The organism is Massilia sp. BAP21 (genome assembly GCF_057801335.1).
The window spans coordinates 5031024-5048372 of record NZ_CM173596.1 but is presented as its reverse complement, the minus strand read 5'-3'; the positions used below and the strand labels follow the sequence as shown (position 1 = coordinate 5048372).

General features: G+C 66.1%; 18 protein-coding genes and 1 pseudogene. 8 read left to right on the top strand and 11 right to left on the bottom strand.

Features of this window, described 5'->3' with window-relative positions:
- Nucleotides 1-13: 13 nt before the first annotated feature.
- Nucleotides 14-1027: an alpha/beta hydrolase gene (locus tag ACWYRN_RS22225; RefSeq protein WP_488689907.1), complete on the bottom strand. Its 1014-nt coding sequence runs from the start codon at nt 1025-1027 to the stop codon at nt 14-16.
- A 99-nt stretch (nt 1028-1126) separates the two neighbouring features.
- Here ACWYRN_RS22225 and ACWYRN_RS22220 point away from each other — a divergent pair, with 99 nt between their 5' ends.
- Complete coding sequence (locus tag ACWYRN_RS22220) at nt 1127-1867, top strand: hypothetical protein (protein WP_488689906.1); 741 nt, start codon at nt 1127-1129, stop codon at nt 1865-1867.
- A 59-nt stretch (nt 1868-1926) separates the two neighbouring features.
- Here the strand turns inward: ACWYRN_RS22220 and ACWYRN_RS22215 are convergent.
- Nucleotides 1927-2840 (bottom strand): annotated as a pseudogene (locus ACWYRN_RS22215) (LysR family transcriptional regulator ArgP).
- Between the two features lie 96 nt (nt 2841-2936).
- Here ACWYRN_RS22215 and ACWYRN_RS22210 point away from each other — a divergent pair.
- On the top strand, nt 2937-3563 hold the full coding sequence (locus tag ACWYRN_RS22210; protein WP_488689905.1) for a LysE/ArgO family amino acid transporter: 627 nt from the start codon (nt 2937-2939) through the stop codon (nt 3561-3563).
- Between the two features lie 334 nt (nt 3564-3897).
- Here ACWYRN_RS22210 and ACWYRN_RS22205 read toward each other — a convergent pair whose 3' ends face one another.
- Both ACWYRN_RS22205 and ACWYRN_RS22200 read right to left on the bottom strand, forming a co-directional pair.
- Complete coding sequence (locus ACWYRN_RS22205; RefSeq protein ID WP_488689904.1) at nt 3898-4053, bottom strand: hypothetical protein; 156 nt, start codon at nt 4051-4053, stop codon at nt 3898-3900.
- Between the two features lie 36 nt (nt 4054-4089).
- Entirely contained in the window at nt 4090-4536 is a 447-nt protein-coding gene (locus ACWYRN_RS22200; RefSeq protein ID WP_488689903.1) for a hypothetical protein, read from the bottom strand.
- Nucleotides 4537-4729: 193 nt separating this feature from the next.
- Between ACWYRN_RS22200 and ACWYRN_RS22195 the strand changes: the two genes are divergently transcribed.
- Nucleotides 4730-5302 carry a hypothetical protein gene (locus tag ACWYRN_RS22195; RefSeq protein WP_488689902.1) on the top strand — a complete coding sequence of 191 codons (573 nt, stop codon included), beginning with the start codon at nt 4730-4732 and terminating at the stop codon, nt 5300-5302.
- Between the two features lie 19 nt (nt 5303-5321).
- On the opposite strand, the gene ACWYRN_RS22190 is transcribed toward ACWYRN_RS22195, so the two are convergent.
- The 3 genes from ACWYRN_RS22190 to ACWYRN_RS22180 all read right to left on the bottom strand — a co-directional run bounded on the left by ACWYRN_RS22190 (nt 5322) and on the right by ACWYRN_RS22180 (nt 8278).
- Nucleotides 5322-6221, bottom strand: coding sequence for a hypothetical protein (locus tag ACWYRN_RS22190; protein ID WP_488689900.1), 900 nt, complete (start codon nt 6219-6221; stop codon nt 5322-5324).
- A gap of 11 nt (nt 6222-6232) precedes the next feature.
- Nucleotides 6233-7582 carry a hemolysin family protein gene (locus ACWYRN_RS22185; protein WP_488689899.1) on the bottom strand — a complete coding sequence of 450 codons (1350 nt, stop codon included), beginning with the start codon at nt 7580-7582 and terminating at the stop codon, nt 6233-6235.
- Between the two features lie 135 nt (nt 7583-7717).
- Complete coding sequence (locus ACWYRN_RS22180) at nt 7718-8278, bottom strand: hypothetical protein (protein ID WP_488689898.1); 561 nt, start codon at nt 8276-8278, stop codon at nt 7718-7720.
- Nucleotides 8279-8492: 214 nt separating this feature from the next.
- On the opposite strand from ACWYRN_RS22180, the gene ACWYRN_RS22175 reads away from it, so the two are divergent.
- Nucleotides 8493-9206, top strand: coding sequence for a hypothetical protein (locus ACWYRN_RS22175; RefSeq protein WP_488689897.1), 714 nt, complete (start codon nt 8493-8495; stop codon nt 9204-9206).
- A gap of 7 nt (nt 9207-9213) precedes the next feature.
- Here the strand turns inward: ACWYRN_RS22175 and ACWYRN_RS22170 are convergent, their stop codons facing one another.
- Nucleotides 9214-9624 carry a secondary thiamine-phosphate synthase enzyme YjbQ gene (locus ACWYRN_RS22170; protein ID WP_488689896.1) on the bottom strand — a complete coding sequence of 137 codons (411 nt, stop codon included), beginning with the start codon at nt 9622-9624 and terminating at the stop codon, nt 9214-9216.
- A gap of 11 nt (nt 9625-9635) precedes the next feature.
- Entirely contained in the window at nt 9636-10946 is a 1311-nt protein-coding gene (gene hmgA / locus ACWYRN_RS22165; protein WP_488689895.1) for a homogentisate 1,2-dioxygenase, read from the bottom strand.
- Between the two features lie 130 nt (nt 10947-11076).
- On the opposite strand from hmgA, the gene ACWYRN_RS22160 reads away from it, so the two are divergent.
- Together ACWYRN_RS22160 and hppD are read left to right on the top strand one after the other, a co-directional pair.
- A complete protein-coding gene (locus ACWYRN_RS22160) occupies nt 11077-12042 on the top strand; it encodes a LysR family transcriptional regulator (RefSeq protein WP_488689894.1) in 966 nt (321 codons plus the stop codon).
- Nucleotides 12043-12130: 88 nt separating this feature from the next.
- Nucleotides 12131-13216, top strand: coding sequence for a 4-hydroxyphenylpyruvate dioxygenase (hppD, locus tag ACWYRN_RS22155; RefSeq protein WP_488689892.1), 1086 nt, complete (start codon nt 12131-12133; stop codon nt 13214-13216).
- Nucleotides 13217-13367: 151 nt separating this feature from the next.
- Here the strand turns inward: hppD and ACWYRN_RS22150 are convergent, their stop codons facing one another.
- Complete coding sequence (locus ACWYRN_RS22150) at nt 13368-13997, bottom strand: hemerythrin domain-containing protein (RefSeq protein WP_488689891.1); 630 nt, start codon at nt 13995-13997, stop codon at nt 13368-13370.
- A 395-nt stretch (nt 13998-14392) separates the two neighbouring features.
- On the opposite strand from ACWYRN_RS22150, the gene ACWYRN_RS22145 reads away from it, so the two are divergent.
- Both ACWYRN_RS22145 and ACWYRN_RS22140 read left to right on the top strand, forming a co-directional pair.
- A complete protein-coding gene (locus tag ACWYRN_RS22145; protein WP_488689890.1) occupies nt 14393-15301 on the top strand; it encodes a manganese catalase family protein in 909 nt (302 codons plus the stop codon).
- Nucleotides 15302-15435: 134 nt separating this feature from the next.
- Nucleotides 15436-16347, top strand: a complete 912-nt coding sequence (locus tag ACWYRN_RS22140; RefSeq protein WP_488689888.1) for a ZIP family metal transporter — start codon at nt 15436-15438, stop codon at nt 16345-16347.
- A gap of 276 nt (nt 16348-16623) precedes the next feature.
- On the opposite strand, the gene ACWYRN_RS22135 is transcribed toward ACWYRN_RS22140, so the two are convergent.
- Nucleotides 16624-17265 carry a dienelactone hydrolase family protein gene (locus ACWYRN_RS22135; RefSeq protein ID WP_488689887.1) on the bottom strand — a complete coding sequence of 214 codons (642 nt, stop codon included), beginning with the start codon at nt 17263-17265 and terminating at the stop codon, nt 16624-16626.
- Between the last annotated feature and the right edge of the window lie 84 nt (nt 17266-17349).

The following is a 17349-nucleotide window of genomic DNA, read 5'->3' as shown; positions in this document are numbered from 1 at the left end:
GGCTTACTGCTTATTATCCTATACCATTATTGATAAGCAAATAAGAAGCAAATCCGCGGACGCTAGCCGAGGAAGAATTCCATGCCGCGCGCCATGGCCGGGAACATCGCGCTGCCATGGTTTTCCCCGGCCAGCAAGTGGAACTGGACGCGTGACAGGCTGTCCGAGCGGGCCAGCCTGTCGGCCAGGTCCTGCGCTTCGCCCACCATGCGCCGTTCGGCGGCGACGGCCTCGTGTCCCGGGGCGCCGGTCCGCGCGTCCTGAACTGTTCCAGTTCGCCCGCGGACAGCATCAGCGTGGGCTTGCTCGGTAATGCCGCGGTCCGTTTTGCCAGGCCCGCCATGTCCGATAGCACGACGCGCTCGCCGTACCAGATCGACATGCTTGACGCCAGGTAGGTCTGGAACATGCCCGGCCGCGTGAACAGCGCGTGCAGCGTGCACAAACCGCCGTAGGAGTGGCCGAACAGGGCCTGGCGCGCCGGGTCGAGCGGGGCCAGGTTGGCGATCAATGGCTTGAGCTCGCGTTCGATGAAGCCGAGGAAGCAGTCGGCGCCGCCTTCGCCAGCCGGCTGCGCCTTGCCGCTTGCTGTGATGCGGGGTGTATAGTCGCGCGCGCGGCCGCCGCCGAAGTCCTGGCCGCTCGGGTAGCCGATGCCGACGATCACCGGCGCCACCTGCCCGGTCCTGGCGCTGCGGCTGGCTGTGCTGCGCGCCATGAGCGCCAGGGCCGGAAAGGTGGCGTTGCCGTCGAGGGCGTAGAGCACGGAGTGCCCGCCAACGGGCGCCGGCGTCGCTGGGATATGGAGGTGGATGCGGTAGCGCTGGCCGGTGATGGCCGAGTCGATGTCGCGTTGTACGCCCTGCGGCAGGACCGCCGGCTGCCAGCCGTCGCCAGCGCGGGCCAGTGGCATGGTAAAGGCGCCGACCGCGGCGAGCGCCGACGCGCCAAACAGGCGGCGGCGTAGGGAAACAGGGAGCAAAGCGGCAGGTGGCATGACATCGATCTGGATGAGAATGCTTCTCATTATATGTTCGGATGGGAAAGCATTCAAGGTGGCCGCCCGCCGTCGTCGGGGATGCCAATTTGGAAAGAATTTTAGTAGCTTTACGGCAATGTCGGTGTTATGCGCGACAGCGGCGCCGAATGCGAAAACGCGTTTTCCCCGCTGCTCGGATGCCTGCGCGCCGTGATGTGCAGTAGCGTCCGGGCGACCGTCACCGTTCGACTATCAGACATCCAGAACATGAAAATCCAGAACAGTATGTTGTTGTCCGCGGCGCTGGTGGCCGGCCACATGGCTGCGGCCCACGCGCAAACCGTCGACCCCGTGGCGTCGATGGAGGAGAAGGTCGCCAGGCTCGACGCTTTCTTTGCCACCAAACCCAAGCTGCTCTACAAATTCGTCAACCAGGACTACAGCCCGACCGGCGCCAGCTACAAAATCAAGCGCATGCGCATCAAAACCGCCGGCTATGATGTCGTGAAGACCGATTCGCTGGTGTCGCCCTACACCGCCTACATCATGCTCGACCAGACGGCCACGACCAGTAACGACCCCTGTGGCAAGATGCGCATCTCGAGCATCGTTGCCGGCTGGGCGACCAGTACGGAAGCGCTCGCCTTCCAAGACAAGGAAGAATGCTTCCCGCTTCAGACGGCTGCGGATTACGTCGATCCGGTGCGGCTCGACTTTGCGTTCCAGAAGAACCAGTGGGTGCTCAAGCGCGTAACGCGGATAAAACACGCTATGCCAGACGGGCTACTGAGCGCGGTGTGGCTCGACGTCCAGTCCGACAATGCAGTGCCGGTCACCGACCCGGACGGCCAGCTATTCAACAGCCCCTGGAAAGCAGCCCTGCAGTAATCTTCACCCGGCAGCATCGCGGTTTTGCTCGTGCTCGTGCTCGCGCTCGTGCTCCGGCATCATGCGTCGCGCCGCACCATGAGCGGGAACGGGAGCAGGACTTTCCGTGCGGCTGCCACCAGCGCGGCCCCCATCCTCTCCAGGCGCGGCGGCTGGATGCGCCAGGCATGCCAGTGCAGTGGCACGTCGACGTGCAGGTGCGGCGTCAGGTCGACCAGTTCACCGCGTTCGAGTGGACCCGCGCATTGTTCCAACGGCAGCAGGCCATAGCCGAGGCCGAGCCGGATGGACTGCACGTACGGGTCGCTGGCGGCACGTAATGGAAGGGGTAGGCGCCCTCGGGCAAGCCGAAGTGCTGGAGCAGGAAAGCGGTCTGCAGATTGTCCTTGCGGTCGAACACCATCACCGGTGCACGCCGTGCGGCCTCCCGCGTGATCCCTTCCGGGAACCAGCGCGCGGCAACGGCGGGCGCGGCCACCATCCGGTAGCGCATCAGGCCGAGCGGGGTGACCGTGCAGCCGCGCATCGGCTGGTCTTCGCCGGAGACGCAGGCCAGCGCCTGGCCCTGTTCCAGCAGGGCGAAGGTGTGGCCCTGGTTGTCGAGCACGAATTCGACCAGCAATTGTTCGTCGATCAGGACCGGCGCCAGCACCGGCAGCAGCCAGGTGGCCAGGGTGTCGTTGTTGACCGCCAGCGCGACCCGCACCGGGCCGGCATCGTTGTCCAGGTCCGCCAGGAATTCCGCTTCCATCAAGGCCTGGCGCCGCAGGAACTGCAGCAGGCGGGCGCCGGGCACGGTCGGACGGCAGGGGCGGGTGCGCACCAGCAGCGGCGTGCCCATGTCCTGCTCGAGCGCGGTAATGCGCTGCGACACCGCCGACGGCGTAATGCGCAGCTGCGCCGCCGCCGCGTCCAGGCTGCCCGTGTCGACGGCGGCAATAAACGCTTCGCTGCGGCGCGCATCGATCTTCATCACATTAGCCCCGCTAATCCTGTATTAGAAAACATTAATATAATTGATGAGACAGCGCGGCGCCTCCAAGCTGTGGGCTTTCAAGGGGAGCGCACGATGTTTTCGCAACAGGTATTCATGCAGGGGCTGGGCCTGGGCGCCAGCCTGATCATGCCGATCGGCGCCCAGAACGCGCACGTGATCCGCACCGGCATCCTTGGCCGGCACGTGGCGCTGACGGTGGCGGCCTGCGTGCTGGTCGACGTCAGCCTGATCGCGCTCGGCATGTCCGGCTTTGGCGCGCTGGTCGAGTCCTCGCGGGGCCTGCTGGCTGCCTGCCGTTATGGCGGGGCCGCTTTCCTGCTGTGGTACGGCCTGCGCTGCCTGCGCAGCAGCTGGCGCGGCGCCGGGGCGCCGGGACTGTCCGCAGGAGAAGAAGGCAAGGCGGGCAGGGGCGGCGCGCGCAAGGCGCTGGCCGCCGTGCTGGCGATGTCGCTCCTGAATCCCCACGTCTATCTCGACACCGTTGTGCTGCTCGGCGCGGTGGGCAGCAGCCTGGCGCTGGAACACCGCCATTCGTTCACGGCCGGCGCGATGGCGGCCTCGCTGCTGTGGTTTACCGGACTTGGTTTACTGGCGCGGCGCTGCGCCGGCGTGTTGGGGCGGCCCGCCGTGTGGCGCGGGGTCGAGGCATTCACGGGCCTGACAATGCTGGTGCTGGCCGTGCTCGTGCTGCGCGGCTGAACGGCGCTCCCAAAAGTCGCTTCTCCCGGCCGAGCCGCGGTGTTTCCGCATCGCTCTTGCTTGGCGAAAAGGGGCCCGGGAGGAGGGGCGGGGCCCGCGCACAGCCCTCGATCAAGACGTCTCTTTTGGCGCCTCCATCCTGTCTCTTTTCTTCTCTTTTCGTACTTGCTGGGAGATAAGGATGAAAAAGGCACGAATGAGACAAAATGAGAACGGCAAATGAGACGGTTTGGGAGAGGGGTAGAATCCGGCTCCCCCCGGCCCCCCCCGTGCATGGACTGAACAAGAAGCAATTCCGGCCTGCCAGCCGCACCGGGACCGCGCGATCACCCCCTTACTTCATTGTGTAGCGCTGCTGCGCCGTATCCTTGGCGAAGTGACGCGCCGTGTCCCAGGGCAGGGTGCTCATGCGGATTTCGATCATGCCGTATTGCAGCTGCACCTTGCCCTTGGTATCGAGCCGGGCCGAGGTGAAGCGCTTGCTGCCCACAATCTGGCGCTGGGCGCGGTGCCGAGTTGAGGCGGCTTAGCGCAGCGAGCGCGACAGCACCGCGTGGCGATGCTCGAAGAAACGCTTGACGAACCAGCCGACGACTGGCGGTGCGAAGCGCGGCGTGAATTCGACGTTGTCGGTGACAATGGCGCCGTCGCCCGATGGCGTGACGATGCGCTCGTGCCGCCACAGCCGCATCGACAGCAGCGGCGACTGTTCGACGAAGCGCCGGCCGGGCTCGATTTCCACGAAGGTCAGCTTCGACATATCGATCGGGAACAGGCCAAGCAGCAGGAACTGGCAGCGGCCCAGCGGCTTGTCGAGCGTCGTTTCCTTGCCGATGTGGGTCAGCCCTTTCGGGAACGTCATCTTCAGTACCGGCCACATTTCCTGCTTGATGCCCTTGATCGAGGTGGACCAGGACCAGGCTTCGTCGGGCGAGGCGGGAACGGCGGTGGCGAGGGTGAAACGGCGTGTCATGGCGGGACTCCGGTACGTGGTGAACCCAGTCTGCGCGCTTGCGGGCCGGCCTTCCGTTCGCTATCTCGCAGAACGCAGCGAACCATCGCCGCCGGTACGCGCCACGACGGCGACAACCCAGGCGCGCACCGCGCTTTCGATTAGCGTACTAGACTGTCGTTCTGCTTCTCCTACTTCAGGTATATACACCTTCATGAACATCGTCTGCATCGCCTGGGGCTCGCTGCTGTGGAAACCGCAGCCCCTGAAACTTGCTTCCGGCTGGCACCCGGGCGGGCCCCGGCTGCCGCTGGAATACACGCGCCAGAGCGACGACAGCCCGGAGCTGGCCCTGGTGCTGTGCGAAGGCGCGCGCCCGATGCCGACCTATTGGGCCTATCTCGCCACCCAGGACCTCGACACGGCGCGCGCCATGCTCGGCGCACGCGAAAAGATCGCCGCCGACCGGCCCGACTACATCGGCAGCATCCCGCCGGCCGACGGCGCCCGCGTCGATGCCCGGGTCCAGGCCTGGTTGGAGGAGAAGGGGATCGATGCCGCCGTCTGGACCGCGCTGCCGCCCAAGTTCGACGGCGTCAGCGGGCGCGTGCCGAGCAGCGACGAAGTCGTGGCCTGGCTGGCGAGCCGCAGCGGCGAGCAGCGCGAGGCGGCCGAAGACTACATCCGCCGCACGCCCGCCCACATCGACACCCGCTACCGGCGCGCCATCGCCGCGACCCTGGGCTGGCGCTCGCTGCGCGAAGCCCATGTCACGCAGCGAACCTGAACCGCCTGCAGGCAGGCTGTCAATCCTGCCGAGGAGCGGGCTGGGACTTTTCCAGCTCCGCGGGTTCGATCACCGCCGTCCGCCACAAGGTCACCCTGGCCGAGCGCTGCATGGCTCCTGGGTCCGGCGCGGGTCGCGCATGCCGGTGCGCCGCCGGGCCGGCGGGTGCGGCCAGGGCCTGCCCACCTTGCCCACCTTGCCCGCCACCCACGGCGCGCACCTCGAGCATCCCCGGCTGCTTCAAGACGAGGTAAGGAAAGATGTCGACTCTCGGGAACAGCTCTCCTGTCCGTGCGATGCCCACATTGAAAATCTGCGCCCGGTCCAGGGCACGCGCCGGCAGCGTCAATGTCGTGCCGAGCGACAGCCTGGCGCGCGTCCGGGTCGACGGCAGGTAGTGCACGAGTTCGCTGTCGTCGGCGAATCCCACGTGCGCCGATGCGACCGGGACGTAGACGGCCCGGCCAGCCTGCTGGCGTTGTCGCACGGTGAGCATCAATTCGACTCCCGGCGTATCGCGGCCGAGGGCGAGCGGCGTATCCAGTTTCAGGTGCCCCGTGATGACCGCAGTGCCGCGGACCTCGGGGAAATGGACGTCGGTGATCGTGGCGGGCGGGATCGCCACGTCGGCGATGCGCGCCGCCTTGCCGGCAGAGGTGTCGGCGATATCCACCTTGCCATCCGTGCGCGCCCGGTAGCATCCGGCAGCGGCACACAGGAGCAGGTCTCCCACGCGCACCGCCCGCCTGTCCTGCCCGGCCTCGCCGGCAATACTGATGCGCAGGCGTGTCGATGCGGCGCGCTCTTGCGCCGTTCCCGTGTAATTGCGCAGTTCTACCGGGTGGCCCGGCGCGTCCGCTGCCCGGGCGCCCGAGGCAAGGCAGAGCAGCAGGACCGGCACGGCGATGCGCTTGACCATGGCGGCGGCGTTCAGCTGTCTTCGCGGACCACGCCATCCTCGTCATCGCTCGGGGCCGGCGGACGCGGCGTGTGGACGACCAGGATGCGGTCGATGCGGTTGCCATCCATGTCCAGCACCTCGAACTTGAATTCGTCCCACTCCACGCACTCGGCCGCGCGCGGGATGTAGCCGAGCTGGTACAGCAGGAAGCCGGCCAGGGTGTGGTAGGCCGCCACTTCCTCGCCCGGGAAGCGCACGTGTGGGCCGAACAGGTCGCGGAAGCGGTCCAGGGCCACGCCGCCATCGACCAGCCAGCTGCCGTCCTCGCGCTGCACGGCATCGGCATCGTGGTGCTCGCCGATCACGGTCACGTCGCCCACCAGCGCGCTCATCACGTCGGTGAGGGTGACCATGCCCTGGATGTCGCCGTACTCGTCGACGATCAGGGCCAGCTCGGCACCGTGCTGCTTGAACAGTTCCAGCAGGGCCATGGCGCTCACGGTTTCCGGCACGTACAGGATCTCCTGCACGGCGGCGTCGATGTCGATCGCGTCGAGCGAGCCGCCGCGCACGGCCTGGGCGAACAAGTCGCGCGTGTGGATGAAGCCGACCACCTGGGTGCGGTCGCCGCGGCACACGGGAAAGCGGCTGTAGTTGTTGTCGGCGATGCGCCTCAAGACCTCGCTGCGCTCGCCTTCCAGGTCGACAAAGGCGACGTCGATGCGCGGCGTCATCAGCGCCTTCAGGTGGCGGTCGTCCAGGCGCAGCGCGCGCGAGACGATGTCGTACTCGGTTTTCTCGAAGACGCCGGCATCGGTGCTTTCCTTGATCATGCCGGTGATGTCTTCCTCGGTCGGCGCCTCGGTCTTGTGACTGCCGATGCCGATCAGGCGCGCGATCGCCTCGGTGGTGAGGGCCAGCACTTTCACGAAGGGCGACATCACGGTCGACAGCACGCGCAGCGGCGGGGCAATCAGCGTGGCCATCGCCTCCGGGTAGCGCATGGCGATGCGCTTGGGCACCAGTTCGCCGAGGATGATCGAGGCGAAGGTGATGCAGGCCACCACGATCCCGAGCGAGAGCTGGTAGGCGTAGGGCGCCAGCGCCGGCATCGATTCCAGCCAGGGCGTCATGCGCGCCACCAGCGAGGCTTCGCCGAAGGCGCCGTTGAAGATGCCGATCACGGTAATGCCGACCTGCACCGTGGAGAGGAAATGGCTGGGGTTGTCCGCCAGCTTCAGGGCGGTGCGGGCGCCGCGGCTGCCTTCGAGCGCCTGCTTTTCCAGGCGTGTGCGCTTGGCCGAGACCAGGGCCAGTTCGGACATCGCGAAAACACCATTCAGGAGGATCAGGAACAGGATGATCAGGATGTCGGTCATGGTGCGCAGTGTGTCTCCAGGCGGCAAGTGGGCCGCTCTCCAGTGCGCCAGGGGCGCTGGAGACATCATCTCACGGGGGCGGCGGCAGGCTCCGCACGGATGGCGGCGCTTGCCCGGGACCGGCCCCCGCCTGTGTCAGCGCTGCAGCGCCTGCACGAAATCCGGGTCGCCGTACAGCTCCGCCAGCAGGACGGCGACCAGCTTCGGATACTGGCTGCGGGCGGTCACCGTATCCATGCCGCCCACGATATGCGTCTCCCAGCTCAGGCTGGCGCGCTTGAGTTTGTCGTAGACGGGCTGGCCGCCGCGCGTGACCACGAAGCGCGCCTCCACCGCGCCGGAATGGGTGTGCATGCGCACGGCGCTGATTTCGTTGCGCAGCAGGGTCGCGCTCACCTGGGTCGGCGCCGCCGCATCCAACAGGCCGGCCGCCGACAGGTCTGCCGCCAGCGCCGCCTTCAGGTAGGCCGCGTAATCGCCCTCGGGCGCCTTCATGTCGATGGCATGCAGGTCGATGCGCGAGCGGCCGAGCGCCGGGCTGGGCGTGAACGTGCCGACGCCGGCCCGGGCGCCGGGCGCGGCCTTCAGCAGCGCGACATTGCTGTCGGTGGCCTGGTAACGGGGCGCGCTGATGGCGCAGGCGGCGAGCAGGGTGCAGGCGCAGAGCGCCGCGCAACGGGAGAAAATGGGGTGCATGGAAAAGGTGGTCGGGAAAACCGGCAGTATAGCGAAGCCGGGGGCGAGGCAACACCTCGGCGAGCCGATGGTGGCGCCGGCCCGGCCTGCAAACACCGTGGAGCGCCAGCACCCGCACGGTGCGTGTTGTTGACATGGCAAGCCTCGCGCGGATACATTGCTCCCGCAGCCTTGCGCTGCTCAGTTCACACGACGCGAACCGGAGAGCGAGGCGATGCCGAGACGATTATTGATGTTGCTGTGCCTGGTGGTGAGCGCCGCCATGGGCCATGCCCGGGCCGGATGGGAAACGGCCACCGAGATCACCTCGGCGCCTCTGCACGAGGGCGCACCGCTGCAGGCGCAGTTCCGCTATCACCTGATCGATTTCAGCCCCGGCGCGCGCATGCGCGACGTGCGCCTGAAGGGCGCCGGCCTGTTCACCAGCTATTCCACGCAGGAGCTGGCCGCGATCGGCAACCGGCTCCTGGCGAAACTCGACAACATGGAAGCCGCGCGCCTGCCCGGCAACGGAAGCGGGAGGCCAGTGTATTTTGCGAACAGCCGCTTCTTCCTGGTGTCGGCCAGGCCGGCGCTGCTGGCCATCGTGCCGCACGAATTCATGCCGGCCGGCTCTGCCTACACGACCGCGACCTTGCACCAACTGAACCCGCAACAGCGCTACAACACGCTGGTTGAACAGCAGCGCACGCACGACAAGCTGCACTATTTCTTCGCGACGATGGAAGAACCGTACTGGGTCAATTACCTGGAACTGAGCGCGGTCCTGCCGGATACGCCGGGCATCCAGGTGATTGGGGACGGGTGGGATCGCCCGGTCGCGCTCGAAAGCGCTCAGGCCGACCCGCGCTGGCCATTCCGGGTCGGCCCCGCGGCGCGCTATCCGGGTTACCTGGAATTCATGCCGCAGGCGGGCGCCGGGCGCTGAGGTAATGCTACAGCACCGTCACCACCACCTTGCGCCGGTGCGGCGCCGTGCGGTGTTCCCACAGATAGATGCCTTGCCAGGTGCCGAGCAGCAGCCGGCCGCCGCCCACCGGCACCGTCAGCCCGGTATCCGTGAGCACGCTGCGCGCGTGGGCCGACATGTCGTCCGGCCCTTCCTCGTCGTGACGGTAGGCCGGGTCGCCATCCGGCGCCAGGCGCTGGACGATGGTTTCCAGGTCGCGCCGCACGTCCGGACTGGCGTTCTCCGTGATCGTCAGCGAGCAGCTGGTGTGCTGGACGAACACCTGCACCAGCCCGCACGCGATGCCGGACTGCGCCACCACTTGCGCCACCGCGCCGGTGATGTCGCGCGTGCCGCGGCCGGTCGTGGCAAATTCGAGGATGGCCTGGTGCGCCATGCTTCTTCTCCTTACGGCGTCGTGCGGAAGTTCTTGCGGATGCTGGCCCAGCAATCCTGGTAGCTGCCTTGCAGCTGGGGCGAGGCCAGGGCCTGGGCGGTCGGGCACAGCACGTTGCGCGTCTCGAACATGAAGGCCATGGTGTTCGCTACCTTGGAAGGCGCGCTGGTGTCGGCGTTGCTGGCCTTCTCGAAGGTCGCCGCATCCGGCCCATGCCCGCTCATGCAGTTGTGCAGGCTGGCGCCGCCGGGCACGAAGCCCTCGGCCTTGGCATCGTAGGCGCCGTGCACCAGGCCCATGAACTCGCTGGCCACATTCCGGTGGAACCAGGGCGGACGGAAGGTGTCTTCGCCGGCCAGCCAGCGCGGCGGGAAGATCACGAAGTCGAGGGTGTCGACGCCGGGGGTGTCGCTCAGCGACTGCAGCACCAGGAAGATCGAGGGGTCCGGGTGGTCGTAGCTGATCGAGCCGATGGTGTTGAAGTGGCGCAGGTCGTATTTATAGGGCGCGTAGTTGCCGTGCCAGGCGACCACGTCGAGCGGCGAATGCGCAATCGGCGCGCGCCACAGGTTGCCGCAGAACTTGGCTACCAGTTCGAAGTCGCCTTCGCGGTCTTCGTAGTGGGCCACCGGCGTGAGGAAGTCGCGCGGATTGGCCAGGCCGTTCGAGCCGATCGGTCCCAGGTCGGGCAGGCGCAGCAGGGCGCCGAAGTTTTCGCAAACGTAGCCGCGCGCCTCGCCATCGGGCAGGCGCACCTGGAAGCGGATGCCGCGCGGGATGACGGCGATTTCCTGCGGTTCGAGTTCGATGGTGCCGAGTTCGGTGGCCAGTTCGAGGCGGCCCTGCTGCGGCACGATCAGGAATTCGCCATCGGCACTGTAGAAGAAGCGCTCCGTCATCGAACGGTTGGCGGCGTACAAATAGATGGCGCAGCCGCTCATGCTTTCCGGCGAGCCGTTGCCGGCCATGGTCACCAGACCGTCGACGAAGTCGGTCGGTGCATCCGGCATCGGCAGCGGACTCCAGCGCAGCTGGTTCGGCGGCGGCGCCACGCCGTTGAAGCCGGCCACGATGCGGCCGTTGCCCATTTCCTGGAAGGCGCCGTGCATGGCGGCAGGACGGATGCGGTACAGCCAGGAGCGGCGGTTGTGGCTGCGCGGGGCGGTGAAGGCGGTGCCGGAAATCTGTTCGGCATACAGGCCGTAGGCCACCTTCTGCGGCGAATTACGGTGCCGGGGCAGGGCGCCGGGCAGGGCTGCGGTGGCGAATTCGTTGCCGAAGCCGGATTGATAACCGGTCTGCGTACCGATGTGCTGGGTCATGCGTGTCTCCTCGCAAGGCGCGAATGGTTCTTGTTGGGCGATGTTTACGTGCACTCTAAGCCAGCCGTTGGTATTTTACGACATGAATAGATGAATGTAGACTATTCACGATATCAATAGTGGAGTACCCATGATCGAGCCGCACAGCATCGACCTGAACCTGCTCGCCGTGTTCCAGGAAGTCTACCGTGAGCGCCAGATTTCGGGCGCGGCAAAGCGTCTCGGCCTCACGCAATCGGCGGTCAGCAATGCCCTGGCAAGGCTGCGGCGCGTGTTCGGCGACGAACTGTTCGTGCGTACCGGGCAGGGCATGCAGCCGACGCCGTTCGCCGAGGGGCTGGCCGAGCCGGTGGGCAGCGCGCTGGCCCAGGTGACGCTGGCCCTGAACCGGCGCAGCGGCTTCGATCCGCTCACCAGCAGCCGCCGCTTCACCCTGGCCATGACCGACGTCGGCGAGCTGCATTTCATGCCGGCGCTGATCGAGCGCTGCCGCGTGGCGGCCCCGCATCTGCAGCTCAGCACGGTGCGTGCGGGCAGCATCGCCCTCAAGGAAGAGATGGAGAGCGGGCGCGTCGACCTGGCCATCGGCCCCTTCGAGGATATCTCCGAAGCGCTGTACCAGCGCCTGCTGTTCCGCCAGCCGTATGTGTCGATGCTGCGGCGCGGCCATCCGCTGCTGGAAGGGAAGGTCGACCTGGCGCGCTTTGCCGCCGCCGAGCACCTGTTCGTCGACTCCAGCGAGAGCCCCTATGACCGGGTCAATGGCCTGCTGGAAAAGGCCGGCATCGGCGCCTCGACCCGCTTCCGGGTGCCGCATTTCACGGCCGTGCCGTATATCGTCGCCGGCCACGACCTGGTGGTGACGGTGCCGCAGAAGCTGGCCGAGCGCGCCGGGCCGCCCTTCGGCCTGGCCTGGATCACGCCGCCGTTGGCCCTGCCCACGCTACAGACCAACATGTTCTGGCACCGCCGCTACAACCAGGACCCGGGCAATGCCTGGCTGCGCAAGCTGGTTGCCGACGCCTTTGCCGAAGCGCCCGGGCGTGCCGATTCGACATCAAAAACCGTACATGAACGCGGCCGCACTGGCGTATGATTCGGGTCACGGTTCGGTGCGGCGCCGCGTTCACGAGACAAGCGCGCCGCCTGGAGGAGATAACAATTGCATCAAGAAGGAAAACAACATGGCTGACCTGTTTGAGAATCCAATGGGCCTGATGGGCTTCGAATTCGTCGAGTTCGCTTCGCCGACCCCGGGAACGCTGGAACCGATCTTCGAGGCGCTGGGCTTTACCAAAGTGGCGGTGCACCGCTCGAAGGACGTGGCGCTGTACCGCCAGGGCGAGATCAACTTCATCATCAACAACGAGCCGAAGAGCCACGCAGCCTACTTCGCGGCCGAGCACGGCCCGTCGGCCTGCGGCATGGCCTTCCGCGTGAAAGATTCGCACGCCGCCTACCAGCGCGCGCTGGAACTGGGCGCCCACCCGATCGAGATCCCGACCGGCCCGATGGAGCTGCGCCTGCCGGCGATCAAGGGCATCGGCGGCGCGCCGCTGTACCTGATCGACCGCTTCGAGGACGGCAAGTCGATCTATGACATCGACTTCGAATTCATCGAGGGCGTCGAGCGCCGCCCGGTCGGCCACGGCCTGAAGATCATCGACCACCTGACCCACAACGTCTACCGTGGCCGCATGGCGTTCTGGGCGGCGTTCTACGAGCGCCTGTTCAATTTCCGCGAAATCCGCTACTTCGACATCAAGGGCGAGTACACCGGCCTGACCTCGAAGGCGATGACCGCGCCGGACGGCAAGATCCGCATTCCGCTGAACGAAGAGGGCAAGGCCGGCGGCGGCCAGATCGAGGAATTCCTGCTGCAGTTCAACGGTGAAGGCATCCAGCACATCGCCCTGCTATGCGACGACCTGATCAGCACCGTGGACGGCCTGCGCGCTGCCGGCGTGCCGCTGATGAGCGCACCGCCGGAAACCTATTACGAGATGCTCGACGGCCGCATTCCGGGCCATGGCGAGAACGCGGGCGAACTGCAAAAGCGCGGTTTGCTGCTCGACGGCGCCGTGACCGACGGCAAGCCGCGTCTGCTGTTGCAGATCTTCGGTGAAGCGCAGCTGGGGCCGGTGTTCTTCGAGTTCATCCAGCGCAAGGGCGACGAAGGCTTTGGCGAGGGGAATTTCAAGGCGCTGTTCGAGTCGATCGAGCGCGACCAGATCAAGCGTGGGGCGTTCAAGCAGGCGGAAGTGGCGTAAAGCGGTTTTCGATTTCGGAAACGTGGTACAGCGTGGACACAGGTGCCTGGCGCGGACCGGTCCACCCTACGAAATCCGGTAGGGTGGACACCCGAGTCCACGCTGTAGAGGACCGAAGCAAGTCGAAACCTTGCTTCGACCAATCAGATTATTACTGCCCTGGCGTCGAATTCGCATGCTTCCAGGTGCGGTTCGCCCCCGGCATCGACGGTTTCTTCACCAGCGTACGCAGCGCGATCAGCGCACTCGCCGCACCCACCACCATCGCCGCGGTGCTGCCCGAGAAGCCGACCGCGTGGCTCTTGGCCAGCTTGCCGGCTTTCGGCGCCACCAGTTCCATGCGGCGCTTGGTCATCTGCGCGCCCAGTTCCGACAAGCGCTGCTTGCTCATCAGGGTTTCGGCCTGGGGCAGCAGGGTGGTTTCCTCGTCGGCCACGTGGTGGATCACGTCGCGCATCAGTTCCAGGATCAGCTTGTCGTGGCGCGGGTCGGAGCCGCTGGTGCGGCGCAGCTCGCTGATGATGCGGCGCATGTCATTGTGCTCGGGCTCGGCCTTGTGCACGAAGGGCTCGCCCTTGTCGAGCTGGCGCATCACCGGATAAAACACTTCTTCTTCCAGCGTGGCGTGGATTTCCAGCGCCGTGCAGATGGTTTCGGCCAGCGCCTTCTTGACGCTCGGGGCCTTGTCCCTGGTGTACTGGTGGAAGGTGACCATCACGTGGGAGTGATCGAAGCGGATCATGTCGGTGATGGTCGGGCTGAGTTGTTTCAGTGAAAACATGACTGCTCTCCTGTGTTAGTGATTGGCTAACATCCTAGCTCTGCAAAATCGTGCACTACGTAGGACACCGCCGTATATCCTCGTCGGCATAAGCCGCGCCGGGAGTAGGGTTTTCACTGGCACTTGCGATCGGCGGCTCGACATTTCATGTTGGCATCTTCTTTCATCTCCGCTTAACGTCTGGAAAGATGAGTTGCGGAAAGGTTTCTTTTCACTCTTAACAGTTTGTCACCCTAGTCCTACACAGATACGGCAGTGCTTCTGATTACTTCACCGTTGATCCCTGCCAAGATGACGACACGTTCGACTCACGGTGCAGCACCGTGCAGCCGTGATTGGATGGCGTCGCACGCTGTCGCGTGGACGCTTAGTTTTCATCTATCAAAGGAGTCGGAATGTTTGCACATAACAAGCGCCTGCAATATACGGTCCGCGTCGCGGGACCGAACCCTGGTCTGGCCAACCTGATGCTGGAACAGTTCGGTGGTCCACAGGGCGAGCTCGCTGCCGCCATGCGTTACTTCACCCAGGCCGTATCGGAAGACGATCCAGGCCGTAAAGACATGCTGTTCGACATCGCCACCGAGGAACTGAGCCACCTCGAGATCATCGGCCACATCATCGCGATGCTGAACAAGGGCGCCAAGGGCCGCCTGGCCGAGGCCGTCGATACCGAAGCCGAAATGTACAAGCAGATCACCGGCGCCGGCAACGACAGCCACATCACCCAGGTGCTGTACGGCGCCGGGACTCCCCTGGTCAACTCGGCCGGCGTGCCCTGGACCGCTGCCTACATCGACTCCATCACCGAACCGACCGCCGACCTGCGCTCGAACATCGCCGCCGAAGCGCGCGCCAAGATCGTGTACGAGCGCCTGATCGCCTGTACCGACGACCCGGGCGTGAAGGAAGCCCTCGGCTTCCTGATGACGCGCGAAGTGGCGCACCAGAAGTCGTTCGAGAAGGCGCTGTACTCGATGGAATCGAACTTCCCACCGGGCAAAATGCCGGCCGATCCGCGCTTCGCCAGCGTCTACTTCAACATGTCCCAGGGTCCTGGCGAGATGCGCGGCCCATGGAACCAGGGCGAGAAGTGGGACTACGTCACCGACCGCGAGAAGCAGATGGGCGTCGATGGCGGCTCGGGCGAAGCCGAAGTCAAGCTGCCGGCCGACGATATCGAAGTGCTGAAGCAGATGCAGGCGCGCACCCTGTCCGATCCGTCCAAGGATCCGCAGACCGGCGCCGAACTCGGCCTCGACCCGTCCACGCCGAAGGGCGCGTCGGCCGTCAGCAAGGCCTAAGCTTGCCTTGCAACCAACGGTGACGGAGTTTCCGCCGCCGTTGGCGTAGAATCGACGCCACGGCTTGTTTTATATGACACCCCGCCGCGCGGGGTGTCGTGGATGGGCGCCGGGCGTTGGCGAAAGGATCCTTGATGGACTCAGATTCACAGAAGTTGCGCTGGACCGACGCGCTGATGCGCGCGTTCACGGTCCGGCGCGCCGTCGGCTTGCTGATCTGCTCGGTAGGCTGCCTGCTCCTGCTCGGCAGCCTGGCCGAGCAAATCATGAACGCCAATCCGAAGATGCACGCGGCCCTGCTGGGCGGCGGAACGGCCGCCGCGGCCACGGCGCTGGGCACCTTGCCCGTGCTGCTCTCGCAGAATTTCTCGAAACGCACCTACGACAGCTTCCTCGGCTTCGGCGCCGGGGTGATGCTCGGTGCGACCGCTTTCTCCCTCGTCATCCCCGCGCTCGCCGCCGCCCGCTCGGCCGGCGCCGGCGCCTGGGAAGCCAGCCTGCTGGCCGGCGCCGGCATCATGTTCGGCGCGGGCGCCATCCTGCTGCTCGGCCGCGCCATCGAGCCGGGCCACGTGCTCGAACGCGACGACGTACGCGGCAACTCGCTGCGCCGCGCCTGGATGTTCGTCGCTGCCGTCGCCCTGCACAACATGCCCGAAGGCCTGGCCATCGGCGTGGCCTACGCCGGCATCGACCTGGAAAAGGCGAATTCGCTGACCACCGGCGTCTCGATCCAGGACGTGCCGGAAGGCCTGGTCGTGGCACTGGCCCTGCGCACCGTCGGCTATGGACGGCTGACCTCGGTTGGCCTGGGCGTGCTGTCGGGCGTGATCGAGCCGATCGCCGCCGCGCTGGGCGTGGCCCTGATCGGTATCTCGGCGGGCCTGCTGCCGTTTGCCCTGGCCGCTGCGGGTGGCGCGATGCTGTTCGTGATCGTCAACGACGTGATTCCCGAGATGCGCGAAAGCGGGAACGGGACCACGGCGACGATTGCGCTCATCTTCGGCTTCATATTAATGACGGTGCTGGATACGGCGCTGGCGTGAAGTGATGGCTCCGCGGCCAGCACCAATATTCATGGCGTAACCGTACGGTGGGGTCATTGATGCCGGGGGCATCAATGACGTGCCCACGCGGAACGCCGCATGGTGATTGCAGATTCATGATCGAGCCAGTGGCCAGCCATCGGCGCGTCCAAATGATCATCTGATACGGTTCGACCGGCCGAGGCTATCACGTTGAAACAAAGCCAACACTGTTCGGCATTCCGCGTGGGCACGGGGTGCCCACCCTACCTAAGGCGCCGCGTCAGGGAGCTCGTCTCACACAGGTTCAAAATGCCGCACAAACCACGCGCAGGCCAGCGTCGCGGCCTGCTCCAGCGTCCCCGGCTGCTCGAACAAGTGCCCCGCCCCCGGCACGATCGCCAGTTCCTTCTCGCAGCGCAGCAGGTCCAGCGCCTCCCGGTTCATCCCGATCACCGCCCCATCCTCGCCGCCGACAATCAACAAGGTCGGCGCATCCACGTGTGCCAGGCAAGGCCCGGCCAGGTCCGGCCGGCCGCCGCGCGAGACCACCGCGGCCACGCCGCTGCCGGCATCCGCGGCCAGCCGCAAGGCCGCCGCCGCACCCGTGCTCGCCCCGAACAGGCCCAGCGCAAGCGGCGCACTCAGGGGCTCGGTGCCCAGCCACGATGCCGCCGCATGCAGCCGCCGGCACAGCAGCCCGATATCGAAACGGTTCTGGTAAACGGCATCTTCCTGCACAGTGAGCAAGTCGAGGAGGAGGGTGGCGATGCCCGCCGCATGCAGCTGGGTCGCCACGTAGTTGTTGCGCGGACTGAGGCGCCCGCTGCCGCTGCCGTGCGCGAACAGCACCACGCCGATGGGCGAGGCGGGCAGGGCGAGTATGCCCTCCAGCTGGGCCGCTCCCGCAGGAACGGTCACGGATAGCGTGCGGGTCATCGTGCATGCCTTGGGCAAATACGCCTTGGACCACGGCAGGCAAAAAAAATTCCGGCGAGCCGCAGCCCGCCGGAATCGACAGCC